This is a genomic window from Mesorhizobium sp. M0771 (assembly GCF_040320155.1).
GTDB lineage: Bacteria > Pseudomonadota > Alphaproteobacteria > Rhizobiales > Rhizobiaceae > Mesorhizobium.
In genome coordinates this window covers 52,812-76,511 of sequence record NZ_JAMYPC010000004.1, presented here as the reverse complement: position 1 = coordinate 76,511, position 23,700 = coordinate 52,812, and the positions used below count along the sequence as shown (strand labels likewise).

Here is a 23,700-nt window from a genome sequence, read left to right as displayed (position 1 = left end):
GTTAACAGCCCCACCACCAACACCTAGGCAGCTTCGGAAATGTCCCGGTCGAGGATCGACAAATTGCGGCCGCGGTGCTTGGCCTCGTAGAGCCGGCGGTCGGCGGCGCGCATCAGGTCCGAGACATCGGCATCTTGCGCACAGGTGATGCCGCCGATCGAGACGGTCAGCGGCACCGTGCGCTCGTCGACCGGACGAAAGCGGACCAGCTCGACTTCACGGCGGATGCGCTCGGCCACGCGCCGGGCTTCGGCTTCCGTAGCGCCGACCAGGAAGGCGCCGAACTCCTCACCGCCAATGCGGCCGAGCACGTCGCCGCTGCGGACGCCGCGCTCGATGGCGCTGGCGATCAACAGCAGTGCGTCATCGCCGGTCAGATGGCCGAAACTGTCGTTGATCGCCTTGAAATGGTCGGCGTCGATGATCAGCAGCGCGCCGCGATCGGATTTGCGCCGCGAGCCGTCCAACGCGGCAAAGAAGCTCTCGCGGTTGAGCATGCCGGTCATGTCGTCGCGGCTCGCCTTCGCCGACAGGCGCCGATGCGCGGCGGCGAGCTGGGCATGCGCGCGGGCGAGATCGCGATGCGCGTTTTTCAGTCGGTCGCTCTGCCAGAAGGTGCTGGCGCAGGCGATCCAGGCGAGCGCCAGCGGGCACACCGTCGATGTCAGCCAGACAGTGCGGTCGACCGGAAAACCCATGGCGGGAACGATGATCAGCGTCAGCAAAAGCGAGATGGCTACCGAGCCGAATGCGACCGCGGCGGACTTTAAGACTATGCGACTCATCGCTGGCTCCCACTGAACCGTCTCTGTGCCAGCAAGCCCTGAAGGCCACCTTTCCGTGATGGCTAAAATTTGAATGGTGAGCCCATTTTTACAACTCTAGATGCACATAGGTTGTGGATAAGCCCTACATCAGAAAGGGGTTCGAACGGCAGATATTTCATGCCATAAGGACGCCATGACCACGCTGCCCGATCCCGCCCGCTTCGCCCATGTCACCGACTGGGTGTTCGACCTCGACAACACGCTTTATCCGCACCATTCGAATCTGTTTTCGCAGATCGACGTCAAGATGACGGCCTATGTCGGAGAACTGCTCACGCTGCCGCGCGAGGAAGCGCGCAAGCTGCAGAAGGAACTCTATCTCGAATATGGCACGACGCTGAACGGGCTGATGACGCGCCACGGCATCGACCCCGACGATTTTCTCGAAAAGGTGCACGACATCGACTATTCGTGGCTGGTGCCGGATCCGGTGCTGGGCACCGCCATCCGCCAGCTGCCCGGCCGCAAGTTCATCTTCACCAATGGCGACCGCAGGCACGCCGAGCGCACCGCGCGCCAGCTCGGCATACTCGACCATTTCGACGACATTTTCGATATCGTCGCCGCCGGGCTGACGCCGAAGCCGTCGCGGCAGACCTATGAGAAGTTTGCCGAACTGCACGCCGTCACCGGACACAATGCGGTGATGTTCGAGGATCTCGCCCGCAACCTCGAGGTGCCGAAATCACTGGGCATGACCACGGTGCTGGTGGTGCCGCGCAATTTCGAGCCGACCTTTGCCGAGATCTGGGAACGCGATCCGGCCAATGAGGACGACGTCGATTTCGTCACCGACGATCTGGCGACGTTTCTGACGGGGATAGTGGAGGGGGTGGAGGAATTGAGGAATTGAGGAGCTGAAGAATTGAAGAACTGGTGAAAGGAAGACCGATCCGGACCTCCTTTTCCTCAATTCTTCAGTTCCTCAATTCCCGGTTCCCCTACTCCCCCAACTTGTAGAAGCGGCTGATGATCCCCCAGGCCTCGTCGGCGGTGTCGACAAAGTCGATGATATCCTGGTCGCCGGGCGTGATGGTGCCTTGTTCGGCCAGGAAATCGAGGTCGATCGCGCGCTGCCAGAACGCCTTGCCGAACAGGATCACCGGCACGCGTTCCATGCGGCCGGTCTGGATCAGCGTCAGCGTCTCGAAGAATTCGTCCATGGTGCCGAAGCCGCCCGGAAACACCGCGACGGCCTTGGCGCGCATGACGAAATGCATCTTGCGGATGGCGAAATAGTGGAAGTTGAAGCACAGCTCCGGGGTCACATAGGCGTTCGGCGCCTGCTCGTGCGGCAGGACGATGTTGAGGCCGATCGACGGCGCGCCGACATCGTCGGCGCCGCGATTTCCCGCCTCCATGACGCCTGGACCGCCGCCGGTGACGACGACGAATTCGCGGTAGTAGGACGTGGCCGATTGCTGTGAGCAGAGGCGGGCGAATTTGCGCGCCTCCTCGTAATATTTGCTGTTTTCCTCGAGGTTTTTCTTCTGCGTCTCGTTCTTGGCGGCCCAGGCCTCGCCGCCGGGCTCGGGAATACGCGCGCCGCCGAACAGGATGACCGTCGAGCGGATGCCGCGCTCGGCCAGGATCATTTCGGGCTTCAAGAGCTCAAGCTGCAAGCGCACAGCGCGCAATTCCCGGCGCGTCATGAAGTCGGGATCGTTCCAGGCCAGCCGGTAGGTTTCGGCGCGCGTCTGCGGCGTGTCGGGAACGCTTTTCGAGCGCTCCAGATCCTCGTCCGAATGCGGCAGCGGCGTCCATCCCGCCTTTTCCATAGGAGTCATATGCTTTCTACCCGTCCCAACAGTTCACTTGCGCCGTCCCATGGCGCACGCGCGATTGACCCCCAATACGCCTTAACATAGGGTCCGCGCGACTTTCAAAACAAGGTTAAGGCCGACGGCCTTAACAGCGTGGTAACGGAGCGAATTCATGTCGAAGCCTGATCTGGCCAGCCTCGAAAAGACGATCGAGAAGGCCTTCGAGGAGCGCGACACGATTTCGACCGCGACCCGGGGCGAAACGCGCGACGCCATCCAGTCCTCACTCGACCTGCTCGACCGTGGCACCGTGCGCGTTGCCGAGCGCCAGGCCGATGGCAAATGGCATGTCAACCAATGGCTGAAGAAGGCGGTGCTGCTCTCGTTCCGGCTCTATCCGATGGAGATCATCAAGGGCGGCCCCGGCCAGGCGGTCTGGTGGGACAAGGTGGCGTCGAAGTTCGACGGCTGGAGCGCGGTCGATTTCGAGAAGGCAGGCTTCCGCGCCGTGCCGTCTTCGATCGTGCGCCGCTCGGCCTATGTCGCGCCGGGCGCGGTGCTGATGCCGTCCTTCGTCAATGTCGGCGCCTATGTCGATAGCGGCACCATGGTCGACACCTGGGCCTCGGTCGGCTCCTGCGCCCAGATCGGCAAGAATGTGCACCTCTCGGGCGGCGTAGGCATCGGCGGGGTGCTGGAGCCGATGCAGGCCGGCCCGACCATCATCGAGGACAATTGCTTCATCGGCGCGCGCTCCGAAGTGGTCGAGGGCTGCATCGTGCGCGAAGGCTCGGTGCTCGGAATGGGTGTGTTCATCGGCCAGTCGACCAAGATCGTCGACCGCGCCACCGGCGAAGTGTTTTATGGCGAGGTGCCGCCGAATTCGGTCGTCGTCGCCGGCTCGATGCCGGGCAAGGCCTTTCCGAACAACGAGCCGGGCCCTGGCCTCTACTGCGCCGTCATCGTCAAGCGCGTCGATGCCAAGACCCGGTCGAAAACCTCGATCAACGAACTGCTGCGTGATTGATCCTGTCCGAGCAACCAGAGCGCTCCAGATTGCCCAACACACCACCACTTCCCTGGCTTTTCTTCAGCCTCTCAGGGCGCGTCAGCCCAAGTGCCTACGTGCTCGCCGGGCTGCTGCTGGTGCTTGCACAGTTTTTCCCGCTCTACCAGTTGTCGAGACTGGAACCCGGCACCGCAACCAGCCAGAACTGGGCACTTGTGTTCTGGGTCGTTTTGCTCATCTCGACATGGTCGAGCTTTGCGGTAACCGCAAAGCGGTTTCATGATTTCGGCAAGCCGACTTATTACGCGTTGATCTCTCTTATCATCGGCCCCATTCTTCTCATCGTTCTAGCGTGTTTCCGCGGTGACCCCGGTCCGAACCGCTACGGCAAACGCAGCAACGCGCCGGCTGAACCATGAGCGCCGACCGGATATCTCGCCATGCGCTACCGCACGCTTGATCCGAAACTGATCATCGACACCGCCGAGCGGCTGGAAGAGCGCGTCGCCGAGCGTTTTCCCGATGCCGGCCTGCGCGGCGTCGCCGCCGAACTGGTGTCGCTGTCGCGCGACCTGGCCAAGGCGGCGCAGGCGCTGGAAGCGCCGATCTGGTGGCTGCGCGGCGCCATCGTCGCCGCTGTTGCCGCCGGCGCGCTGATCTTCCTGTTCGTCGGCACCATCCTGCCGCTCATCCATATCTCGCAGGCCGACGATGCGGTGCAGTCGGTGCAAGGCATCGAAGCCACGATCAACATGATGATCCTTGCCGTGCTCGGCCTGCTGGCGCTGATCCGCACCGAGGAGCGCATCAAGCGCAAGCGGGTGTTTCGCCAGCTGCATGGGTTGAGATCGCTGATCCATGTCATCGACATGCACCAGCTGACCAAGGATCCGGCAGCATTGTCCGCCAATTTCAGGCCTACCGCGCATTCGCCGGCTCGCATCACCAATGCCGCCGACCTGGCGCGCTACCTCGACTATTGCTCGGAAATGCTGTCGATCACCGGCAAGATCGCGGCGCTGTTTGCGCAGTCCGTCAATGACGATGTGGTCATCGACGGCGTCAACGACGTCGAGAACCTAGCGTCCAACCTGTCGCGCAAGATCTGGCAGAAGATCACGCTGATCGAGAACCACCCGGCGGCGCAGCCCGTGCCGGCGCCAGGCCCGGCGAGCAAAGCGCCGGCTCCGAGGCGCGCACCAAAGCTGTGACGCGGCGGGCCCACGCGCCTGTTTTCGGGCTATGCGGGCCAAGGCCCGAGGCTCGCGGCAAGTAGACTATCCAGTGACGGCTTCCGGCGTCAGCCCGGGTGAGCCGCGCTTTTCCCGCTCGGCCTGCCGCACCAGCGCGGTGACCCGCTTCAGCAGAGGCGCCGGCGTGCCGGCCTTTTCGGCGAGGCTCAGGACGGCCCCCTGCAGGTCACCGATCTCGGTCGGCCGACCGCGCTGGAGGTCGTCCCACATGGACGAGCGCGCCTGCGGGTCGATCGCGAGCATGCGGCGGGCGACCAGCCGGAACAGCCAGTCCGGCAGCCGGAGCAGTTTCGGCAGCAGGCCGGGACGCAAGCCGCCGATCCGCGCCGGCGCGATATGTAACGCCTTCATCGCCGCCAGGGCCTCGTCGATCTGACCGGCCAGGATCCGCCGCCAGCGGCGGTCGGCAAGTTCGCTCGCCAGCGGCAGGCCGGACAAGGCGACAAGCGCGTTGTTGAGGTTGATCAGCAGCTTGCCCCACTGAACGGCTTTCATGTCGGGATGGGTTTCCACGCCAAGCCCTTCGACATCGAGAAGGCCGGCAAGCCCGGCCATACCGTCTTCGATCATCACCTTGCCGTCGCTGGCGCGATGCACGTGAAGCGGCAAATTGCCTATGGCCGACTGGACGACATTGAACGGCACCATGCCGGCGAGCACAGTCCGACCACCGAGCCCGGCGCGTAACCGGTCGGCATTGCCGACGCCGTTCTGGAGGCTGACCACCACGACGTCGCCGCGCGCATGTCCGGCAACAAGCGACGCCATCTCCTCGGTAGCGCCGTTCTTGACCGCCACCAGCACCACGTCGGCGCTGGCGAGGGCAGCGGCGGGATCGGTGGTGACGGACTCCGGCCGGATGGATCGGTCGCGACCATCGAGATCGGTGATGCGCAGGCCACCGCCCAGCAAGGCCGTCGCTATGCCTGGCCGCGCCAAAAACACCACCTTGCGTCCGGCCAGCGCCAGGCAACCGCCGACATAGCAGCCGATGCTGCCGGCGCCGGCAATGACGATGGTCTTTTCGGCGTTGGCCATGCGATTATCTCGTGTTGGCCTGCACTATACGACAGGAAAACCATAATGTCGGCGGCAGGACCGGTCATCATCTCTGGCCGTGACAGGCCTTTCGCTTTCGACTATCGCTTTGCCCATGAAACTGCCGACCGATCCCGCCGCCAACCTCGCGACCCTCATACGCTGCGTCTCCGTAACGCCCGCCGAGGGCGGCGCGCTGGCTGCCTTGGAAGGCATGCTGAAGCCGCTCGGCTTTTCCGTCGAACGCCCGGTGTTTTCCGAACACGGCACCCCCGACATCGAGAACCTCTACGCGCGCCGCTCCGGTAATGGGCCGCATCTGATGTTTGCCGGCCATACCGACGTGGTGCCGGCGGGCGACGAGGCGTCGTGGACGCATCCGCCCTTTGCCGCTGAGATCGCCAAGGGCGAGATGTACGGCCGCGGCGCCGTCGACATGAAGGGCGGCATTGCCTGTTTCATCGCTGCCGTGGCGCGCCATGTCGAGAACAAGGGTGGTCCGAAAGGCTCGGTCTCGCTGCTGATTACCGGCGACGAGGAGGGGCCGGCCATCAACGGGACGACAAAACTGCTCGACTGGGCGGCGGCCAGGGGCGAGAAATGGGACGCCGCGATCGTCGGCGAGCCCACCAATCCGGACACGCTCGGCGACATGATCAAGATCGGCCGGCGTGGCTCGATGTCGGGCAGTGTCACGGTCAACGGCCGCCAGGGCCATGTCGCCTATCCATTGCTCGCCGACAATCCGGTGCGCGGCCTGATCAGCCTGGTCGACGCCTTGCTGTCGCCCGTCTTCGACAAGGGCACGAAGGATTTTCAGCCGACCAATCTGGAAGTGACCTCGATCGATGTCGGCAACCCGGCGACCAATGTCATTCCGGCCAAGGCGACAGCCACCTTCAACATCCGCTTCAACGACACATGGACTGCCGAGACGGTGCAGGCCGAGATCCATAACCGCCTCGACCAGGCGGCGAAGCGCAAGAAATACCGGACCGGCAAGACGCCGGTCGACTACGAGTTGATCTGGCGCGACCGGCCGAGCCATGTCTTCCTGACGCGCGACGACAAGCTGATCGAGACGCTGCGCGGGTCGATCAAGGCGACGGTCGGCAAGGAGCCGGCGCTGTCCACCTCGGGCGGAACCTCGGATGCGCGTTTCATCAAGGACTATTGCCCGGTGGTCGAGTTCGGCCTCGTCGGCAAGACCATGCACATGGTCGACGAGCGCGTCGCACTGGCCGACCTCGAGACGCTGACCCAAATCTACCAGCGCTTCATCGATGACTGGTTCGAGCAGGGCTGATCATGCTTTCGGTTGACGAGACCTCTTCATCGCTTAACGGCGCCTGGCGGCTGATGCTCGGAAAGGCCGACGGCTTGCGGCTGCTCGACCTTTCGGCGGACGGATTCTGGAATTCCTTCTTCGCCATCGTCGTCGCCGCGCCGGCGATGATCGTCGGCTGGGTCGGCACGGCCAACGAGATCGGCGATCCCAATGCGTTCGCCGGCCGGCTGGGCATGTTGATTCGCCTGGCGACCGTCGACCTCGGCTCGTGGCTGCTGCCCCTGGTTGTGCTTGCCCTGGTCGCATCGCGCGCCGGCATCGGCGACCGCTTCGTCCACTATGTCGTCGCCAGCAACTGGGCGTCGGCGATCACCGCCTGGATGCTGCTGCCTTCAGCGCTGATCAGGCTTTTCCTGCCGTCCGGCAACCCGGTTGCCGAATTGGTGTGGCTGGTTCTGGTGGTGCTGTCGCTGGTACTCTCCTGGCGGATGACCAACGCCGCGATCGGCAAGGGCGCGGCTGTCGGCAGCGCCGTGTTCGCAGGCATGTTGGTGGTGTCTCTGGCCGTCTTGTTCGGCCTGGTGGCGCTGCTCGGCATCACGGTGCCGACCGCCGCTCCGGCCTAGAACTTTTCCGGATAGTCTACACCGACGAGAAAAAGCCCGTCGGGCGGCGCCACCTGGCCGCAGGCGGCGCGGTCTTGCGCCGCGAGCGCTGCCTTGAGGTCGGCGGCGGTCCAGCCGCCGTCGCCGACGCGTTTCAGCGAACCGACCATGGAGCGCACCTGGTTGTGCAGGAAAGAGCGCGCCGAGGCCCTGACTTCGATCAGGTCGCCCTGGCGGCTTACATCGAGCCGCTCCAGCGTCCGCACCGGACTGTTGGCCTGGCATTGCGTCGAGCGGAAGGTGGTAAAGTCATGTCGGCCGAGCAGGACTTTCGCCGCTTCGTGCATGGCGTCCGCATCGAGCCGCTTCGGCACCCACCAGACCTTGCCCTTTTCCATCGCTGCAGGCGCGCGCCGGTTGAGGATGCGGTAGAGATAGTGCCGTCCGGTGGCCGAGAAACGGGCGTCGAACTCATTGGGGACAACCGTCGCCTGCAGGATGGCGATGCGCGCGCCTGCCGCCTGCAGGTGCGCGTTGACGGCGTCGCGCACCTTGTCGTTTGGCCATGCCTTGGCGAGGTCGACATGCGCCACCTGGGCGGTCGCATGCACCCCGGCGTCGGTGCGGCCGGCGGCGCGTATCCGCACCGCCTCATCGCAGAATTTCTCGATCGCCTGCTCTATCGCCTGCTGCACCGAAGGCTGATCCGCCTGGTGTTGCCAGCCGGCGAAAAGGCTGCCGTCATATTCGATATCGAGACGAAAACGCGGCATACACCCTTCGTTCAGGCGGCGAGTGCGGTAAAGGCCTGGGCGTAGACCAGTTTGCCTTTTTCGGGTGCGTCACCCCAGGCCAGCGCCTGCAGCGCTTCGCCCTGATATTCGCTCTCGAACTTTTCGGCGCGCGCATGGCTGTAGCCGAAGCGGCCGTAATAGGCCGGATCGCCCAACACAACGGCGAGCGTCTCGGCGCCATCCCTGAGGCGGATATGCGCCTCGCGGATCAGCGCACCGCCAATGCCCGAGCCGTGGAACGAAGGTTCCACCGCCAACGGCGCCAGCGCCACGGCTGCGAACTGCTTGCCGCCGTTCTGGACGAACAGCCTGGAAAACAGGATGTGGCCGACCACCTGGCCGTCTTCTTCCGCCACCAGTTCGACAACGGCGTCGCCGCCGGTGACCAGAGCGTCGACCAGCCCGGCCTCCGCCTGCTGGCCGAATGCGTGTTCCTCGACCAGGCGTATGGCCTCGCGGTCCCGCGGCGTCGCGCCGCGTATCGACATCATGCTCATGAGAACTTCATTCCTTTTTCGATCTTGGCCCCGCGCAGAAACTCCTGCGCGGCAGCGGGCTTTCCGCCTGCCCGTTGAACTTCGACCAGCCTGACCGCGCCCGACCCGCAGGCGACCGTCAGCCGGTCATCGAGAATTCCTCCCGACTCGCCCATGCTTTCAGAAAGCGTGCCTTCCAAAAGCGTCGAGCGAAGCAGTTTCAGCCGTTCCGTGCGGCCGCCGATGTCGGCCTCGCACCAGGCGCCGGGAAATGGCGACAGGCCGCGAATGTGATTGTGGACCTCCGCAGCCGGGCGCGTCCAGTCCACACGTGTCTCCGACTTATCGATTTTCCTGGCGTAGGTCACCCCGTCAGCCGCCTGCAAAGTCGATGCCAGGGTATTTGTCTCCAATCGGGACAGCGCTTCCACCATCAGCGTGGCAGCAATGTTCATCAAGCGGTCGTGCAGATCGCCGGCCGTCATGTCGGGCTCTATGGCGCATTTTTCAACCAGTGCCACCGGACCGGTGTCCAGGCCCTCTTCCATGCGCATCACCATCATGCCGGTTTCGACGTCGCCGGCCATAATGGCTCGCTGGATGGGAGCTGCACCACGCCAACGCGGCAAAAGCGAGGCGTGGCCATTGAGGCAGCCGAGGCGCGGAGCCTCCAGAATAGCCTTCGGCAACAGCAAACCATACGCGACGACGACTGCGACATCGGCACGCAACGCATGGAAAGCAGCTTGCTCGCCCTCGCCCTTCAGCGACAGCGGCGTGCGCACTTCGATGCCCAGCCGCTCAGCCTCGCGCTGCACCGGCGACGGTGTCAGCTCCAGCCCGCGGCGGCCCGCGGCGCGCGGCGGCTGCGTGTAGACGGCTGCTATCTCGTGCCCGGCCTCGGCAATCGCGCGCAGCACCGGCACCGAAAACTCCGGCGTGCCCATGAAGATGACGCGAAGCGGCATTTTTCGTCCAGTATCCTGTTCTGCGCGCGGCAGTCCGCTCAAGCGTCTGCTTCAAACGGGTTTACGATCTTGAGGTCAAGCTCTTCGAAGTCCTTAATATTGCGCGTCGCCAGCATAGCGTCGTGCGACAGGCAGATGGCAGCGATCATGGCATCGGAAAGGCTGATCGGCCGGCCGATAGTTTCCCGCATTGCCCGGAGCTTGCCCGCCAGACGGGGAATGGGACCGGCAAATTCGACGACACGTCCCGAAAACTGCTTCGAAACCAGGTGGTCAAGTGCACGGACGTGGCGGTCCGAGCCGGTCTTGTTCAGAAACCTTTCGGCTCCAAAGGACTGCTCCATGACAACAGGACCGCAGAGATAGAGGTCGAGCAGGTCCTGTCTGCGAAACCACTTAGCGACGTTTGGATCGGGCGCGGGCCGGCTCGCTTCCGAGACGACATTGGTATCGAGGATTATCACTCGAAATTCTCAATGGTGCGGCCAAAGTCGCGTTTCCGTTCCGCTTCGATCTCATCCATCATCTGCGCAAATTCGTCGCTGATTGCATTTTCCGAGGCGAAGGCAGCGCGAATCGCATCCCAAGCCGTGAGTCCAGGCTCGGCCTTGCCTTCTTTTTCCGCAACCATGCCTTTTCGCAATAAATCGATCGCCTTGAGCGAGAGGCTTTGGCCGCCCTTGCGTGCCGCATGCTCGATTTCACGCTTCAACGGCTCGGGAATATCTCTGATCAACATATCGCCCATCTGAGTCTCCAGTCTGATATCAATGATATCACGCAAGGAAGCGTCTCTCAATAGGGGCGGGTCGAGACGGGATTTTGTGCGAGTCGCCGAAAGCAGGGCCTATCCCACCAGCTTGCCCGGCCCCTTGTCCTTGGCGAGCTTCTTGAACTTCTTGACCACCATGTCGCGCTTCAGCTTCGAGATGTGGTCGATGAACAGCACACCGTTGAGATGGTCGATCTCGTGCTGCAGGCAAGTCGCCATCAGGCCTTCGGCCTCGATCTCCTGCAGCTTGCCGTCGCGGTCGAGATATTTCACGCGCACCGAGGCGGGACGCTCGACCTCGGCGTAATAGTCCGGGATCGACAGGCAGCCTTCCTCGTAGACCGAGCGGGCGTCGGCGCTTTCGAGGATTTCGGGATTGATGAAGACATGCGGCGCCGGCGGCTCGTCTTCCTTGGCGAGGTCGATGACCAGCATGCGCAGCGGCTCGCCGATCTGGATTGCGGCCAAGCCGATGCCCGGCGCATCATACATCGTCGCCAGCATGTCATCGGCCAGTTTGCGCAAAGGCGCGTCGACGCGTTCGACTGGTTTGGAAACCTGGCGCAGGATGGGATCGGGAAGGATGATGAGCGGCTTGATCGACATGGCGCCTCACCTAAAACGTCGCAGGAGAAGCGTCAACCGGTGCGAATCGGTCTCGTTCACGTTTTGATCTGTGCCAGGTCTGCGAATCGGCTATGCTGGCGGGATGAACGACCTGAGCACCATCCTTTCCGAACCCGTTGCCCGGCTTGGCGCCACGACGATCACGCTCGGCCATGCACTGGCCCTCGGCGCGCTGGTGTTTCTCGGCCTGTTCCTGGCGCTTGTCGTGGCGCTGTGGCGATCGGCCAAGGCGCGCACCATCGCCGCGGCGGAAGCCGCCGACCACGCCCGCGACGCCGAGGCGCGGATGGCCGGCATTTTGCAAAGCCAGGCCGAGATGCAGGGCCGCATGGGCGCCATCGCCGACGTGTTCGGCGCAAGGCAGGCCGAACTCAACCAGTCGATCGGCCAGCGCCTCGACGCCATGACCGGCAGGCTCGGTCAAACCATGACCGAACAGACCAAATCGACGCATGAGAGCCTCGCCAAACTGCAGGAACGGCTGGCGGTCATCGACACCGCGCAAGGCAACATTCAGTCGCTGGCCGGCCAGGTCGTGCAATTGCAGGCGATCCTGTCCAACAAGCAGACGCGCGGCGCCTTCGGCCAGTCGCGCATGGAGGCGATCGTCGCCGACGGCCTTCCGATGGGCGCCTACGAGTTCCAGGCAACACTGTCAAACGGCAGCCGTCCCGACTGCCTGGTCAGGATGCCGAACGGTGCGCCGCAGCTTGCCATCGACGCCAAGTTTCCGCTGGAAGCCTGGAACGCCATCCGCGCCGCCGATGGCGCCGAACAACAGAAGATCGCGGCCCAGGCTTTCCGCCGCGACATCGAAATTCACGTCCGCGATATCTCGGAAAAATACCTGATCCAGGGCGAGACGCAGGACACCGCCTTCATGTTCGTGCCGTCCGAATCGGTGTTCGCCGAAATCCACGAGAATTTCGACGCCGTGGTCCAGAAGGCGCACCGGGCGCGTGTCATCATCGTCTCGCCGTCGCTTTTGATGCTGTCGATCCAGGTCATCCAGGCCATCCTCAAGGACGCCCGCATGCGCGAACAGGCGCATCTGATCCAAGGCGAGGTGATCCGGCTGATGGAAGACGTCGCGCGCGTCGACGAACGCGTGCGCCGGTTGCAGACGCATTTTGGCCAGTCGGCCAAGGATATCGACGAGATACTGGTGTCGACGTCGAAGGTGACCAAGCGCGGCCAAAAGATCGAAGCGCTGGAGTTTGGCGAAAGCGAAGCCGAAGTGCGCGGTGGCGGACCCGCCAAGGCCGAAGCCGGGGTGCGGGTGGCGGATTCCAAGACGGGGCAGCTCAGGCTACGTGTCGTCGAAGGCGACGATTAAAGCGCGTCGCGCTGAAACGGATTCATACGACGCGCTTAAGTCTTTGTTTTGATGCATGTCGTTGTCCCGGAACCGCGGCACACTTCTGGGCGACATGCATTAGACCGTAGCCACGATCACGTGCGCCTGGATCTTGGCCGCAACCTCGCCGCTGCCGTGCCTGGCTGCAATCACGGACGCGGCGTGATCGGTTGCGGCTTCCAGTTTTCCTCTGGCCTCGATTTCGTTGCGAAGCGGAGTTCCCTGGCAATAGGCAACCGCCGGAAGGCGCGGCGAGGAGGCACGGCTTTGTTCGGCCCTCGTCTCGATCACCACACGGGAGAAACCTGCGGCTTCCAACTCGCCGCGGATCAATGCAGTGTCATTGTAGCCGTGCGGCGTGCGGGCGAGAAAGCGGGGCGGATCGTTCGGAAAAATCTCCGCAAGAGCATTCGTCACATCATTGGCGAATACATTCTCTTCGATGCGATCCCACACGTTGAACAGGAAATGGCCGCCGGTCTTCAGGACCCGCTTTGCTTCGCGATAGCCGGCGGCTCGGTCGGGAAAGAACATCGCGCCGAACTGACAGCAAACGAGATCGAAAGCCGCATCTTCGAACGGCAGCGCCAGAGCATCCGCCTGACGCCATTGTATGCGACTGTCGGGAGCTTGTCGCGAGGCCGCGTAGTCGAGCATAGGCTGGTTGAGGTCGGTCACGACATAGCTTGCGCCGGGAGACAGTTTTGGAGCCAATGCGCGGGTGACAACGCCGGTACCGGCGGCGACTTCCAGGACGGCGCCGGGCGACAAGGACGCTGCCCGTCGTGCCAAATCCGCGGCGAACGGCTCGAAGATCAGCGGCACCATGTAATGGTCGTAGTTTTCCGGAATCGAGCCGGCAAACACTTTGTCCGTTTCCGACATTGCTATCCCCCGCCATCCGTTTGATGGCTAGCCTAGCACATTATTGGCTGGTTTGGGCCGCGTTTAACCGGGAGGCAGGTGCTACTGCGCCTCTACGATGCTTACGCCCTCGAATTCCGGAAGCCAGTGCAGGGCCGATCGGTGCCATTTCTGTTGGGTCGGAACGAGATCCTCGCGTTGCCGCGCGGTCCCCGCCCTGATCCCATAGACCTTCGGCCCGTCGCCAACCGACGTTGCGTAAAGATGGGAACCGCAGTCGCCGCAGAACGCCTGGGCACGCTTGGCGCCGCTCGATCCCGTCTTGATATAAACCTTCGGTGTGCCCTTTGTGATCCTATAATGATCCTCAGGCGCGGGAACAGTGACACGAAAGGCGGTACCGGTCAGTTGCTGGCAGTCGGTGCAATGACAGATAGAGGTCTTTTCCGGGTCGACGTCTGCTTCATAAGTTATGGCGCCGCAATGGCACCCACCATCGATTTTCATCGTTGATTCTCCGAAATCCGTCGGGTGATCTTAGCGGGACCAGGCGATGGCGCCAACGGTGGACTGCTGGTCCAGAACTAGTCCGACGCCGCCTCGACCTGCTTGCGCCGGTGCTCCCAGGTTCCGGTCGTCTGCGGCTTGACGAACAGTCTGGTGATCTCCGGCATTTCTTTTTTCAAGAGCGCCTCGATGCGCTCGACACAGGCTTCGATCTCAGGCGCCGTCAGATGGTCCTCGAATTCGATGCTCAGCCCAGCGACGATCTGTTGCGGGCCGAGATGGACGGTGAGAACGCCGTTGGCCCGCTGCACTGCCGGATCCTGCTGGGCGATGGCCAGCACCTTGGCCTGCACTTCCGGCGAGGCCGGCTCACCGATGAGCAATCCCTTGCTTTCGCGCGCCAGAAAGATGGCGGTGGCGCCGAGGATCATCGCGATGCCGATCGAGGCGACGCCGTCGAGCTCGGGCATGTCGAGGAGTTCGGCCGCCAATATGCCGGCGAAGGCGACGAACAGACCGAGCAGGGCGGCGCTGTCCTCGAACAGGATCGTGTAGACGCTCGGATCCTTGCTCGATTGCACGGCCTGCAGCCAGCCTTGCTTGCCCTTCTGCTGGCGGAACTCCTTCAGCGCCACGTACCAGGAGCTGCCCTCGAACAGCATTGAGAGGCCCAGCACGATGTAGTTGATTTTGGGATTGGCGACCGGCTGAGGCGCCATGATGTGGACGACGCCTTCATAGAAGGACACGCCGGCGCCGAGCGCAAAGACGAGCAGGGCGACAATGAAGCTCCAGAAATACAGCTCGCGGCCATGGCCGAGCGGGTGCGTGCGGTCCGGCGGGCGGGCGGCGCGGTGCATGCCGTAGAGCAGCAGCCCGCCATTGCCGGTATCCACCAGCGAGTGCACGCCTTCCGACAGCATCGCCGAGCTGCCGGTGAAGAAGGCGGCGACGAATTTGGTCACAGCAATAGCGAGATTACCGGCGAGCGCCGCGTAGATGACCGTCTTCGACCCGCCATGTGCTGCCATGCTGTCCCTCCAAGGAACCTGATGTAACGCCCCTGCCGCCGAGCTCCACAGGCATCACAACGCACGAATCGCCCGGTCGTTCAGGGTCTTGTAGGCAGCTTGCGGAAAGACGCCCCTATTCGATGATCTCGTCCGTCCACACCTTGAAACCAGCCAGCGTGCCCGGTCCGAAGATGTGGGTCAGCGGCACGTCGGCGGCGTCGCGACCCGACGCGATCAGGATGCGGCCGATGCGTGGCGAATTGTTGCGCGGGTCAAAGACATGCCAGCGGCCACCGAGATAGACCTCCATCCAGGCTGCGAAATCCATGCTCGCCCAAGGTTTGGGCAGGCCGATGTCGCTGATGTAGCCGGTGCAGTAGCGGGTCGGGATGTTTAGCGCACGGCAGAAGGTGACGGCGAGGTGGGCAAAGTCACGGCAGACGCCGCTTTGCTCGCGATAGGCTTCCGCCGCGGTGCGGGTCGGCCGCGCATTGCCGTAGCTGAAGACGATATGGTTGTGGACGAAGTCGCAGACCGCCTGGACGCGCGCAATGCCAAGCGGCGTATGCCCGAACAGCCGCCAGGCTTCGCTGGCCAGCAGATCGCTCTCGCAAAAGCGGCTCGGCAACAGGAAGAGCAATGTGTCCGACGGCAGATCGCGCACCTCGTGCTGCCAGGCCATCAGGTCGCCCATCTCGAACGTGCCGGGGTCGCGGATTACCGAATCGGTGCCGAAGGTGAAGCGACCGGGCGGGGCGACGAAACGGTTGCACCAATTGCCGAAACTGTCGCGGTAGCTCTGGATCGGCACCGGCGGGTTGGAGGTCAGGAAATCCGGGCGCTCGAGATCGGAGGCCCTGGAGTAGTGGACGTTGAGCATCGCGATCAGCGGCGTTTCCTGCGGAAAATCGAAACTCATCTCGCTGCCGATGCGGATTCGCATTGTCGTCCTGACCGCACTTCCTGATCATCGCCGGGCGAAGGCATGGCCGATGCTGCAGTGCGAAGGCAACCATGGCACGGACCGGAATGGTTTACGAGCAAATTAGAAAACCGGTTGAAAGCGGCCCGCCGGCGCCGGCGACGGACGCCCGCCCCCTTGCAGTCCGGCGTTTCTCTTGTTTCACTTGGCCTCCCAGCAACTGGAGGAACGAATCATGGCTAAAGGTGCGATGAAGGCGGGCAAGGAAGCTCGCAAGCCGAAAAAAGACGCCAAGAAGCCCGCCGCGGCTCCGGCGCTGAAGGCGCCGCCCGTGAAGGCGATGAGGCTCAAGGAAAAGTAAGCCCGCCTTAGGTCGTCAATATCTTGGGACGGTTGAGATCCGGGCAAACCGTTTCGGCGCAGATTTTCACGCCGGCGGCATGAACGATGCTGCCGGCGTTTTGTTGATCGGACCGGCGCAGCCGCTTATACCGAAGCGGCGAGGACGACCTCGCGCCTTTCTCAAAAGTCCGGCCGGGACGCCCCGCCATCCTCATGGAAGGAGTGCATCCCGATGTCGTGGATTTTTCTGTTCTTCGCTGGTCTGTTCGAAATCGGCTGGGCGATCGGCCTCAAATACACCGACGGCTTCTCGAAGCCGCTGCCGACGGTGCTCACTGTTGCCTCGATGATCGTCAGCCTGGGGTTGCTCGGCCTGGCGCTCAAGACGCTGCCTGTCGGGACGGCCTATGCGGTGTGGACCGGCATCGGCACGGTCGGCACGGCGCTGCTTGGCATCTGGCTGCTGGGCGAGCCGGCGACGGCCATCCGGCTCGCCTGCATTGCGCTCATCGTCTGCGGCATTATGGGGCTGAAGCTCGCCGCCTGAGCAAAGCAACCAAGGAAATCGACGCACAAACACATTCAGGGCCGCTGGAAGGCGACCCTGATGTCCGATCGTTTCGATCGAAGCGTTAGCGGGCGGAGAAGCCCGGAGGCGTCCTGCCGGTACGCTGCTTGCGGGCCGCATAGCGTGCGTCGCGCTTGGCCTTGCGTTCGGCTTCGTCGGCCAGCAAACGGGCAATGCGCTCGTTTTCTTCGGCTTCCTTGATCTTCGCTTCAGCCTGCGCTGCCTCTTCGGCCGCAATACGCGCCGCTTCGGCTGCTGCCTCGCGCTCGGCCTTCTCGACCGCCTCGCGTGCCAGCTTTTCCTGCTTCAGCCTGGCCTTTTCGGCCTCGCGTATCTCGCGAGCCTCAAGAATCGCCTTGCGTTCGGCCTGTTTGGCCAGAACCGCAGGATCATCAGCCGCCGGCTTCGACTTGAAGCGCTCCAGAAGCGCCTTCTTTGCCTCGTTCGCGGCATTGCGCCGCTCGAAAATGTCTTTTTCCCTGTAGATAGCCAAGTCCACTTCCCTGAAGTCAATTCGCGACGCTTACATACGCGCGAAAACCGAGAGTTCAAGCGCCAAAACGGTATGCCAGCCATGAAAGTTTATGCTGTTGCAGCCGGGAGACGCGTTTTCCCTGAAACAAAGCCGGCCGAAACCGACATGCACTGTTCACTATCCGCCCCTCTGGCGGCCGGGGCGGCTCGCCGCTACCTCTAGCGGCAAATCAGAACATTTGGATGACATGCCATGGAACTCGGTCTCTACACTTTCGCCGACGTCAGCCCGGAGCCCGGCCCCGGCGCGATCGGCCCGCATCAGCGGCTGCGCAATCTGATCGAGGAGGTCGAGCTGGCTGACCAGGTTGGCCTCGACGTCTTTGGTCTGGGCGAACATCACCGCCCCGACTATGCCGCGTCCGCGCCGGTGGTGGCGCTGGCCGCTGCCGCCGAACGCACCAAGCGCATCAAGCTGACCAGCGCGGTCACCGTGCTGTCCTCCGACGATCCGGTTCGCGTCTTCCAGCAGTTCGCAACGCTCGACCTTTTGTCGGGCGGCCGGGCCGAGATCATGGCCGGGCGCGGTTCGTTCATCGAATCCTTCCCGCTGTTCGGCTACAATCTCGAGGACTATGACGAGCTGTTCGCCGAAAAGCTCGATTTGCTGCTGGCCATACGCGGCGGCGTCAAAGTTACCTGGTCCGGCAATCTGCGCGCGCCGATCAACGACCTCGGCGTCTATCCGCGGCCGCTACAGGACAAATTGCCGATCTGGATCGCAATAGGTGGAACGCCGCAATCTGCGGCGCGCGCGGGCGTGCTCGGTTTGCCGCTGGCACTGGCCATCATCGGCGGCGAGCCGGCGCGGTTTGCACCGCTGTTCGACATTTATCGCGATGCCGCAAGGCGGGCCGGTACCGACCCCTCGGGCCTCGCCACCAGCATCAATGTGCACGGCTTCATCGCCGGCACCACTGAACAGGCGGCCGACGATTTCTATGGCCCGCAGGCCGAAGTGATGAACCGCATCGGCCGCGAGCGCGGCTGGGGCCCGACCTCGCGGGCGCATTTCGATCAGTCGCGTGGTCCGAACGGCGCGCTGTTCGTCGGCGATCCGGAGCAGGTGGCGGAAAAGATCGTCGCCCAGCACAAGATCTTCAACAATGACCGCTTCCTGCTGCAGATGGCGATCGGCGCCATGCCGCACGCCAAGATCATGAAGGCGATCGAACTGTACGGCACCAAGGTGGCGCCGATCGTACGCAAGGAGACCGCCAAGCCCGGCGTCGCCGTCGCAGCGCCAGCCGCCTGAGCGACGGGCGGCCCGGATTGAGGCCTTGCCGGCTAACGGAACCTTGGGCTTGCAGAGGCGTTTCCGTCAGGGGAAAGCACCAATTGCGGTGCGCCGCTGAGGGAAAATCATGAAAGCCGAACCCGCCGCTTTGGGTGCTGGCCTTGCCGAGACCGAAGAGGCGAGAGTTGTGGCGCGTGCCGACACGCATCTGATGCGTTCGCTGCTCATCGGGATCTTCCTGTTCATGGCCATCTACGCGCTGTATTTCGCGCGTGCTTTCTTCATGCCGGTCATCCTCGCCTTCCTGCTGACGCTGACGCTGACACCAATCGTGCGCTTCCTGCGCAAGCGCGGCATTCCGGAAGTGGTTTCGGCGACAATGTTGGTCGTGCTGTCGATCTGCGTCTTCGGCGTTGCCGGCTATCTGCTCAGCGGCCCGGTCATCGACCTTCTCAACAACACCTCGTCGATCGGCCAACAACTTACCGAACGGCTGGCGCAATTGCGGCGTCCGCTCGAGAGGATCATGCAGATCTCGCATCAGATCGAACAGATGACGGAGACCTCGCAGGAGCCGGGCATCCAGAAGGTGGCGATGGCGCAGTCCGGCGTCCTGTCGGCCGCCGCCAGCAACGTCCTGTCGGCGGGGACAAGCCTGACCATCATCTTCGTGCTGTCGCTGTTCCTGCTGGCGTCAGGCACGATGTTCTATGAGAAGATCATCCAGTCCTTCGCCAGCCTCAGTGAGAAGAAGCGGGCCTTGCGCGTCGTGTATGACGTCGAGCGCGAAATCTCGCATTATCTGCTCACCGTCACCGTCATCAATGCCGGTCTCGGCGCGGTTATCGGCCTTGGCCTGTGGGCGCTCGGCATGCCCAACCCGCTCGTCTGGGGAACGATGGCGGCGCTGCTCAACTTCCTGCCCTATGTCGGCGCGCTGATCACCATCGTGCTGGTCAGCGTCATTGCGATGATCAGCTTCGACTCGATCACCTACGCCCTTTTGGCGCCGGGCTTCGTGCTTTTGTGCGACATCGTCGAAGGCCAGTTCGTTACGCCGATGGTTGTCGGCCGACGCCTCGAGATCAACGCCGTGGCGATCTTCATCGCCATCGCCTTCTGGTCCTGGCTTTGGGGCTTTGTCGGCGCGCTGATGGCGGTGCCGCTGCTGGTCGTCGTCAAAGTGTTCTGCGATCATTTCGATGGCCTCAGCCATGTCGGCAATTTTCTCGCCGCACAGCAGACGGCCGTGATGGAGGAGGAAGCGGCCGAAGAGAACGGAAAGGCCGCGCCATAAGCTTGCCGCGCCTGTCCGTCATCTCGCATTTGTTGTCTTCAGGCGGAGTGCCTATATCGAGCCGGTCAACCCGGACCCTGCGATGAACGATGCCTCCTTCGACCTCGATTCCTATTTCGACCGCATCGGCTATCGCGGCCCGATCGATGCTCCGCTCGGCACGCTGAGCGCGTCGCATCGCCAGCATCCGCAGGCGATCCCGTTCGAGAATTTGGACCCGCTGCTTGGCACCAGCTCGACATCCTCATTCCCGACCGCGCCTTCGAAACCAGGGTCAGGCAGTTGAACATCGTAAAGGCTTGAGGCCCATGACCGCACTTTCCGTTCTCGACCTGTCGCCGATCGTCGAAGGCAGCGACGCCTCGCAATCGCTGGCAAATTCGCTCGACCTGGCCCGCCATGCCGAGCGGCTCGGCTACAGGCGCTACTGGCTGGCCGAGCACCACAACATGCCGGGCATCGCCAGCGCGGCGACCGCCGTCGTCATCGCCCATGTCGCCGGCGGCACCAAGACCATCCGCGTCGGCGCCGGTGGCATCATGCTGCCCAACCATGCGCCGCTGGTGATTGCCGAGCAGTTCGGCACGCTGGCGGCACTGCACCCCGGCCGCATCGACCTCGGCCTCGGCCGGGCGCCCGGCACCGATATGGGAACAGCGCGCGCGCTGCGCCGCAATCTCGAGGCGTCAGACAATTTCCCCCAGGACGTCGTCGAGCTGATGGGCTATTTCCAGCCGGCCGCGGAAGGCCAGCGTATCCACGCCGTGCCCGGCGAAGGCCAGAAGGTGCCGGTCTGGATTCTCGGTTCCAGCCTCTATGGCGCGCAGCTCGCCGCCATGCTCGGCCTGCCCTATGCGTTTGCCTCGCATTTCGCGCCGGCCGAACTCGACCATGCGCTGGAGATCTACCGTTCGCGCTTCCAGCCTTCGGAACAGCTGGACAAGCCCTATGTCATGCTCGGCCTCAACGTTTTCGCCGCACCGACCGATGGAGAGGCCAAACTGCTGTTCACCTCGTTGCAGCAGGCCTTCGTCAATCTGCGCACGGGGCGGGCCGGCCGCCTGCCGCCGCCGGTCGAGGGCTATGACCAGACGCTCGAGCCGATGGCAAAAACCATGATTTCGCAGGCGCTGTCCTGCGCCGTCGTCGGCTCTCCCGAAACCGTCCGGCAAGGCATAGACGCGTTCGTGCGCCGCACCGGCGCAGACGAGCTGATGGTGACCGCGCAGATCTTCGACCATGCGGCACGCGTGCGCTCGTTCGAAATCCTGGCCGAGGCGCATAAATCGCTGTCGCAGGCCGCGTGACGCTTTTGCCTGTGTCTGCTGTGGGCAGGCGCCTTCCTCAGCCAGGAGCCGCCTCTCTCACGCATAGGTGACGTTTTCTTGTGGTTTCGAAGCCCTGACTGGGCGCTTCGCCGGGGGATCGCGCAGATCCTGGGGTTTTGAGCGCGGTTGGAGCACATCCGGGCCGCTGGGCGGCTGTTCAAAGGCGCCAAGCGCGGCGCGGTGGATGCCATGCGCAGAATGCTTGCGCCCGATGCCGCCTGTTCTTATATACGCGCCAAGCCGCCCAGTGCCGGAATGCCGGTTGCCGGAGCGGAATTTCTTGTGAACAGGGGCTTTCGTCGGAACGCCTTACGGGTCCTGAGAGCCTGCTTAGCGGAGAGACTAGAAAAATGGCAAAAGTAATCGGTATCGATCTCGGCACCACCAACTCCTGCATCGCCATCATGGATGGCAAGGAGCCCAAGGTCATTGAAAATGCGGAAGGCGCGCGCACGACGCCTTCCATCGTCGCCATCTCGGGCGACGGCGAACGTCTCGTCGGCCAGCCGGCCAAGCGCCAGGCGGTCACCAATCCTGAAAACACCATCTTCGCGGTCAAGCGCCTGATCGGCCGCCGCTATGACGACCCGGTGACGGAGAAGGACAAGAAGCTTGTCCCCTACAAGATCGTCAAGGGCGACAATGGCGATGCCTGGGTCGAGGCCGGCGGCAAGAAGCAGTCGCCCAGCCAGATCTCGGCCATGATCCTGCAGAAGATGAAGGAAACGGCGGAGGCCTATCTCGGCGAGAAGGTCGAGAAGGCGGTCATCACCGTTCCGGCCTATTTCAATGACGCCCAGCGCCAGGCCACCAAGGACGCCGGCAAGATCGCCGGCCTTGAGGTGCTGCGCATCATCAACGAGCCGACGGCTGCAGCACTTGCCTACGGCCTCGACAAGAAGGATGGCAAGACCATTGCCGTCTATGACCTTGGCGGCGGCACGTTCGACATTTCGGTGCTCGAAATCGGCGACGGCGTGTTCGAAGTGAAGTCGACCAATGGCGACACCTTCCTCGGCGGCGAGGATTTCGACATGCGTCTCGTCGAATACCTGGCGGCCGAGTTCAAGAAGGAACAGGGCATCGACCTGAAGAACGACAAGCTTGCGCTGCAGCGCCTCAAGGAGGCGGCTGAAAAGGCCAAAATCGAGCTGTCGTCGACGACGCAGACCGAAATCAACCTGCCCTTCATCACCGCCGACGCGACCGGCCCCAAGCACCTGACACTGAAGCTGACCCGTGCCAAGTTCGAGCAGCTGGTCGACGATCTCGTCCAGCGCACCATCGAGCCCTGCAAGGCAGCGCTCAAGGATGCCGGGCTGAAGGCTGGCGAGATCGACGAAGTGGTCCTGGTCGGCGGCATGACCCGCATGCCCAAGATCCAGGAGATCGTGAAGCAGTTCTTCGGCAAGGAGCCGCACAAGGGCGTCAACCCGGATGAGGTCGTCGCACTCGGCGCCGCAATCCAGGCCGGCGTGCTGCAGGGCGACGTGAAGGACGTGCTGCTGCTCGACGTGACGCCGCTGTCGCTCGGCATCGAGACGCTGGGTGGCGTGTTTACCCGCCTGATCGAACGCAACACGACCATCCCGACCAAGAAGAGCCAGGTGTTCTCGACCGCTGAAGACAGTCAGTCGGCCGTGACCATCCGCGTCTTCCAGGGCGAGCGTGAAATGGCTGCCGACAACAAGGCGCTCGGCCAGTTCGACCTGGTCGGCATTCCGCCGGCGCCGCGCGGCGTGCCGCAGATCGAGGTCACTTTCGACATCGACGCCAACGGCATCGTCAACGTTTCGGCCAAGGACAAGGGCACCGGCAAGGAGCACCAGATCCGCATCCAGGCCTCTGGTGGCCTTTCGGACGCCGACATCGAGAAGATGGTCAAGGACGCCGAAGCCAATGCCGAGACCGACAAGCAGCGGCGCGCCTTGGTCGAGGCCCGCAACCAGGCCGAGGCGCTGGTGCACTCCTCCGAGAAGTCGCTGAAAGAATATGGCGACAAGGTTTCGGAAACCGAGCGCACGGCGATATCGGAGGCTATCACGGCGCTGAAGGCTGCTGCCGAAGGCGACGATGCCGCCGACATCGAGGCCAAGTCGCAGACGCTTGCCGAAGCATCCATGAAGCTCGGCCAGGCCATGTACGAAGCTTCGCAGAAGGAAGCGGCGGAAGCCGACGCCAAGGCGGACGCGGCCAAGGATAGCGATGTGGTCGACGCCGATTTCGAGGAAATCGACGAAAACGACGAGAAGAAGAAGTCGGCCTGACCGGTTGACGGCAAATAAAGCGGAAAGCCCGGCGCAAAGCCGGG

28 protein-coding genes are annotated in these 23,700 nt (G+C 63.3%); 14 read left to right on the top strand and 14 right to left on the bottom strand.

The annotated features are described in order from the left end of the window. Nucleotides 1-23: 23 nt before the first annotated feature. Nucleotides 24-785 carry a GGDEF domain-containing protein gene (locus NKI05_RS07665; protein ID WP_023696034.1) on the bottom strand — a complete coding sequence of 254 codons (762 nt, stop codon included), beginning with the start codon at nt 783-785 and terminating at the stop codon, nt 24-26. Between the two features lie 175 nt (nt 786-960). Here NKI05_RS07665 and NKI05_RS07660 point away from each other — a divergent pair, with 175 nt between their 5' ends. Next, on the top strand, nt 961-1,680 hold the full coding sequence (locus tag NKI05_RS07660) for a pyrimidine 5'-nucleotidase (RefSeq protein WP_023814527.1): 720 nt from the start codon (nt 961-963) through the stop codon (nt 1,678-1,680). An 88-nt stretch (nt 1,681-1,768) separates the two neighbouring features. Here NKI05_RS07660 and NKI05_RS07655 read toward each other — a convergent pair whose 3' ends face one another. Next, the gene (locus NKI05_RS07655; RefSeq protein WP_023681343.1) at nt 1,769-2,614 is read right to left on the bottom strand and encodes an LOG family protein; all 846 of its coding nucleotides are present in this window, start codon (nt 2,612-2,614) and stop codon (nt 1,769-1,771) included. A gap of 148 nt (nt 2,615-2,762) precedes the next feature. Between NKI05_RS07655 and dapD the strand changes: the two genes are divergently transcribed. From dapD to NKI05_RS07640, 3 genes are read left to right on the top strand one after another with little or no spacing between them, the layout of a single operon-like run. Then, complete coding sequence (dapD, locus tag NKI05_RS07650; RefSeq protein WP_023673222.1) at nt 2,763-3,617, top strand: 2,3,4,5-tetrahydropyridine-2,6-dicarboxylate N-succinyltransferase; 855 nt, start codon at nt 2,763-2,765, stop codon at nt 3,615-3,617. Further along, on the top strand, nt 3,614-4,018 hold the full coding sequence (locus tag NKI05_RS07645; RefSeq protein ID WP_081725464.1) for a DUF805 domain-containing protein: 405 nt from the start codon (nt 3,614-3,616) through the stop codon (nt 4,016-4,018). The genes dapD and NKI05_RS07645 overlap by 4 nt, the downstream gene beginning before the upstream one ends. 21 nt (nt 4,019-4,039) lie before the next feature. Beyond that, nucleotides 4,040-4,810, top strand: coding sequence for a hypothetical protein (locus NKI05_RS07640; RefSeq protein ID WP_023673220.1), 771 nt, complete (start codon nt 4,040-4,042; stop codon nt 4,808-4,810). 66 nt (nt 4,811-4,876) lie between these two features. Here the strand turns inward: NKI05_RS07640 and NKI05_RS07635 are convergent, their stop codons facing one another. Next, a complete protein-coding gene (locus tag NKI05_RS07635; RefSeq protein WP_023814529.1) occupies nt 4,877-5,890 on the bottom strand; it encodes a 2-dehydropantoate 2-reductase in 1,014 nt (337 codons plus the stop codon). A 115-nt stretch (nt 5,891-6,005) separates the two neighbouring features. On the opposite strand from NKI05_RS07635, the gene dapE reads away from it, so the two are divergent. Continuing rightward, nucleotides 6,006-7,196 carry a succinyl-diaminopimelate desuccinylase gene (gene dapE / locus NKI05_RS07630; RefSeq protein ID WP_023741314.1) on the top strand — a complete coding sequence of 397 codons (1,191 nt, stop codon included), beginning with the start codon at nt 6,006-6,008 and terminating at the stop codon, nt 7,194-7,196. 2 nt (nt 7,197-7,198) lie between these two features. Further along, nucleotides 7,199-7,804, top strand: a complete 606-nt coding sequence (locus tag NKI05_RS07625) for a hypothetical protein (RefSeq protein WP_023673217.1) — start codon at nt 7,199-7,201, stop codon at nt 7,802-7,804. Here the strand turns inward: NKI05_RS07625 and truA are convergent. The 6 genes from truA to def all read right to left on the bottom strand — a co-directional run bounded on the left by truA (nt 7,801) and on the right by def (nt 11,399). Beyond that, entirely contained in the window at nt 7,801-8,556 is a 756-nt protein-coding gene (gene truA / locus NKI05_RS07620) for a tRNA pseudouridine(38-40) synthase TruA (protein ID WP_023814530.1), read from the bottom strand. The two genes, NKI05_RS07625 and truA, sit on opposite strands and share 4 nt — an antisense overlap. A gap of 11 nt (nt 8,557-8,567) precedes the next feature. Then, nucleotides 8,568-9,074 (bottom strand): GNAT family N-acetyltransferase, encoded by a 507-nt coding sequence (locus NKI05_RS07615; RefSeq protein WP_023692998.1) that lies wholly within the window; start codon nt 9,072-9,074, stop codon nt 8,568-8,570. Further along, complete coding sequence (gene fmt, locus NKI05_RS07610; RefSeq protein ID WP_023725313.1) at nt 9,071-10,021, bottom strand: methionyl-tRNA formyltransferase; 951 nt, start codon at nt 10,019-10,021, stop codon at nt 9,071-9,073. The genes NKI05_RS07615 and fmt overlap by 4 nt, the downstream gene beginning before the upstream one ends. 38 nt (nt 10,022-10,059) lie before the next feature. Further along, nucleotides 10,060-10,485, bottom strand: coding sequence for a type II toxin-antitoxin system VapC family toxin (locus tag NKI05_RS07605; RefSeq protein ID WP_023732763.1), 426 nt, complete (start codon nt 10,483-10,485; stop codon nt 10,060-10,062). Continuing rightward, complete coding sequence (locus NKI05_RS07600) at nt 10,482-10,769, bottom strand: hypothetical protein (RefSeq protein WP_023739789.1); 288 nt, start codon at nt 10,767-10,769, stop codon at nt 10,482-10,484. The genes NKI05_RS07605 and NKI05_RS07600 overlap by 4 nt, the downstream gene beginning before the upstream one ends. Nucleotides 10,770-10,868: 99 nt before the next feature. Next, the gene (gene def / locus NKI05_RS07595; RefSeq protein WP_023739790.1) at nt 10,869-11,399 is read right to left on the bottom strand and encodes a peptide deformylase; all 531 of its coding nucleotides are present in this window, start codon (nt 11,397-11,399) and stop codon (nt 10,869-10,871) included. A 103-nt stretch (nt 11,400-11,502) separates the two neighbouring features. Here def and NKI05_RS07590 point away from each other — a divergent pair, with 103 nt between their 5' ends. Further along, nucleotides 11,503-12,756, top strand: coding sequence for a DNA recombination protein RmuC (locus tag NKI05_RS07590; protein WP_023692996.1), 1,254 nt, complete (start codon nt 11,503-11,505; stop codon nt 12,754-12,756). 99 nt (nt 12,757-12,855) lie between these two features. Here NKI05_RS07590 and NKI05_RS07585 read toward each other — a convergent pair whose 3' ends face one another. The 4 genes from NKI05_RS07585 to NKI05_RS07570 all read right to left on the bottom strand — a co-directional run bounded on the left by NKI05_RS07585 (nt 12,856) and on the right by NKI05_RS07570 (nt 16,104). Further along, nucleotides 12,856-13,662, bottom strand: a complete 807-nt coding sequence (locus NKI05_RS07585; protein ID WP_023814531.1) for a class I SAM-dependent methyltransferase — start codon at nt 13,660-13,662, stop codon at nt 12,856-12,858. Nucleotides 13,663-13,743: 81 nt separating this feature from the next. Next, nucleotides 13,744-14,148, bottom strand: coding sequence for a GFA family protein (locus NKI05_RS07580; RefSeq protein WP_023673210.1), 405 nt, complete (start codon nt 14,146-14,148; stop codon nt 13,744-13,746). Nucleotides 14,149-14,225: 77 nt separating this feature from the next. Then, the gene (locus tag NKI05_RS07575; protein ID WP_023814532.1) at nt 14,226-15,179 is read right to left on the bottom strand and encodes a cation diffusion facilitator family transporter; all 954 of its coding nucleotides are present in this window, start codon (nt 15,177-15,179) and stop codon (nt 14,226-14,228) included. Between the two features lie 115 nt (nt 15,180-15,294). Beyond that, entirely contained in the window at nt 15,295-16,104 is an 810-nt protein-coding gene (locus NKI05_RS07570) for a transglutaminase-like domain-containing protein (RefSeq protein ID WP_023687480.1), read from the bottom strand. Between the two features lie 214 nt (nt 16,105-16,318). Here NKI05_RS07570 and NKI05_RS07565 point away from each other — a divergent pair, with 214 nt between their 5' ends. Together NKI05_RS07565 and sugE are read left to right on the top strand one after the other, a co-directional pair. Then, nucleotides 16,319-16,444 (top strand): hypothetical protein, encoded by a 126-nt coding sequence (locus NKI05_RS07565; RefSeq protein ID WP_006200611.1) that lies wholly within the window; start codon nt 16,319-16,321, stop codon nt 16,442-16,444. Between the two features lie 213 nt (nt 16,445-16,657). Continuing rightward, nucleotides 16,658-16,972 carry a quaternary ammonium compound efflux SMR transporter SugE gene (gene sugE / locus NKI05_RS07560; RefSeq protein ID WP_023814533.1) on the top strand — a complete coding sequence of 105 codons (315 nt, stop codon included), beginning with the start codon at nt 16,658-16,660 and terminating at the stop codon, nt 16,970-16,972. A gap of 85 nt (nt 16,973-17,057) precedes the next feature. Here the strand turns inward: sugE and NKI05_RS07555 are convergent, their stop codons facing one another. Continuing rightward, the gene (locus tag NKI05_RS07555; RefSeq protein ID WP_023673205.1) at nt 17,058-17,486 is read right to left on the bottom strand and encodes a DUF6481 family protein; all 429 of its coding nucleotides are present in this window, start codon (nt 17,484-17,486) and stop codon (nt 17,058-17,060) included. A gap of 234 nt (nt 17,487-17,720) precedes the next feature. Between NKI05_RS07555 and NKI05_RS07550 the strand changes: the two genes are divergently transcribed. The 5 genes from NKI05_RS07550 (at nt 17,721) to dnaK (ending at nt 23,656) form a co-directional block, all read left to right on the top strand. Then, entirely contained in the window at nt 17,721-18,782 is a 1,062-nt protein-coding gene (locus tag NKI05_RS07550) for an LLM class flavin-dependent oxidoreductase (protein WP_023732768.1), read from the top strand. A gap of 109 nt (nt 18,783-18,891) precedes the next feature. After that, nucleotides 18,892-20,061 (top strand): AI-2E family transporter, encoded by a 1,170-nt coding sequence (locus NKI05_RS07545; protein WP_023814534.1) that lies wholly within the window; start codon nt 18,892-18,894, stop codon nt 20,059-20,061. A gap of 82 nt (nt 20,062-20,143) precedes the next feature. Further along, nucleotides 20,144-20,347, top strand: coding sequence for an arylamine N-acetyltransferase (locus NKI05_RS07540; RefSeq protein WP_023687482.1), 204 nt, complete (start codon nt 20,144-20,146; stop codon nt 20,345-20,347). Nucleotides 20,348-20,369: 22 nt separating this feature from the next. Continuing rightward, nucleotides 20,370-21,368, top strand: coding sequence for an LLM class flavin-dependent oxidoreductase (locus NKI05_RS07535; protein ID WP_023673201.1), 999 nt, complete (start codon nt 20,370-20,372; stop codon nt 21,366-21,368). A 371-nt stretch (nt 21,369-21,739) separates the two neighbouring features. Continuing rightward, nucleotides 21,740-23,656: a molecular chaperone DnaK gene (gene dnaK, locus NKI05_RS07530; RefSeq protein ID WP_023673200.1), complete on the top strand. Its 1,917-nt coding sequence runs from the start codon at nt 21,740-21,742 to the stop codon at nt 23,654-23,656. Nucleotides 23,657-23,700 lie beyond the last annotated feature (44 nt).

Coding starts and splice junctions, on each gene's coding strand:
- NKI05_RS07665 (WP_023696034.1), bottom strand. CDS start 785: ATGAGTCGCATAGTCTTAAAGTCCGCCGCGGTCGCATTCGGCTCGGTA.
- NKI05_RS07660 (WP_023814527.1), top strand. CDS start 961: ATGACCACGCTGCCCGATCCCGCCCGCTTCGCCCATGTCACCGACTGG.
- NKI05_RS07655 (WP_023681343.1), bottom strand. CDS start 2,614: ATGACTCCTATGGAAAAGGCGGGATGGACGCCGCTGCCGCATTCGGAC.
- dapD (WP_023673222.1), top strand. CDS start 2,763: ATGTCGAAGCCTGATCTGGCCAGCCTCGAAAAGACGATCGAGAAGGCC.
- NKI05_RS07640 (WP_023673220.1), top strand. CDS start 4,040: ATGCGCTACCGCACGCTTGATCCGAAACTGATCATCGACACCGCCGAG.
- NKI05_RS07635 (WP_023814529.1), bottom strand. CDS start 5,890: ATGGCCAACGCCGAAAAGACCATCGTCATTGCCGGCGCCGGCAGCATC.
- dapE (WP_023741314.1), top strand. CDS start 6,006: ATGAAACTGCCGACCGATCCCGCCGCCAACCTCGCGACCCTCATACGC.
- NKI05_RS07625 (WP_023673217.1), top strand. CDS start 7,199: ATGCTTTCGGTTGACGAGACCTCTTCATCGCTTAACGGCGCCTGGCGG.
- truA (WP_023814530.1), bottom strand. CDS start 8,556: ATGCCGCGTTTTCGTCTCGATATCGAATATGACGGCAGCCTTTTCGCC.
- NKI05_RS07615 (WP_023692998.1), bottom strand. CDS start 9,074: ATGAGCATGATGTCGATACGCGGCGCGACGCCGCGGGACCGCGAGGCC.
- fmt (WP_023725313.1), bottom strand. CDS start 10,021: ATGCCGCTTCGCGTCATCTTCATGGGCACGCCGGAGTTTTCGGTGCCG.
- NKI05_RS07600 (WP_023739789.1), bottom strand. CDS start 10,769: ATGGGCGATATGTTGATCAGAGATATTCCCGAGCCGTTGAAGCGTGAA.
- def (WP_023739790.1), bottom strand. CDS start 11,399: ATGTCGATCAAGCCGCTCATCATCCTTCCCGATCCCATCCTGCGCCAG.
- NKI05_RS07590 (WP_023692996.1), top strand. CDS start 11,503: ATGAACGACCTGAGCACCATCCTTTCCGAACCCGTTGCCCGGCTTGGC.
- NKI05_RS07585 (WP_023814531.1), bottom strand. CDS start 13,662: ATGTCGGAAACGGACAAAGTGTTTGCCGGCTCGATTCCGGAAAACTAC.
- NKI05_RS07580 (WP_023673210.1), bottom strand. CDS start 14,148: ATGAAAATCGATGGTGGGTGCCATTGCGGCGCCATAACTTATGAAGCA.
- NKI05_RS07575 (WP_023814532.1), bottom strand. CDS start 15,179: ATGGCAGCACATGGCGGGTCGAAGACGGTCATCTACGCGGCGCTCGCC.
- NKI05_RS07570 (WP_023687480.1), bottom strand. CDS start 16,104: ATGCGAATCCGCATCGGCAGCGAGATGAGTTTCGATTTTCCGCAGGAA.
- NKI05_RS07565 (WP_006200611.1), top strand. CDS start 16,319: ATGGCTAAAGGTGCGATGAAGGCGGGCAAGGAAGCTCGCAAGCCGAAA.
- sugE (WP_023814533.1), top strand. CDS start 16,658: ATGTCGTGGATTTTTCTGTTCTTCGCTGGTCTGTTCGAAATCGGCTGG.
- NKI05_RS07550 (WP_023732768.1), top strand. CDS start 17,721: ATGGAACTCGGTCTCTACACTTTCGCCGACGTCAGCCCGGAGCCCGGC.
- NKI05_RS07545 (WP_023814534.1), top strand. CDS start 18,892: ATGAAAGCCGAACCCGCCGCTTTGGGTGCTGGCCTTGCCGAGACCGAA.
- NKI05_RS07540 (WP_023687482.1), top strand. CDS start 20,144: ATGAACGATGCCTCCTTCGACCTCGATTCCTATTTCGACCGCATCGGC.
- NKI05_RS07535 (WP_023673201.1), top strand. CDS start 20,370: ATGACCGCACTTTCCGTTCTCGACCTGTCGCCGATCGTCGAAGGCAGC.
- dnaK (WP_023673200.1), top strand. CDS start 21,740: ATGGCAAAAGTAATCGGTATCGATCTCGGCACCACCAACTCCTGCATC.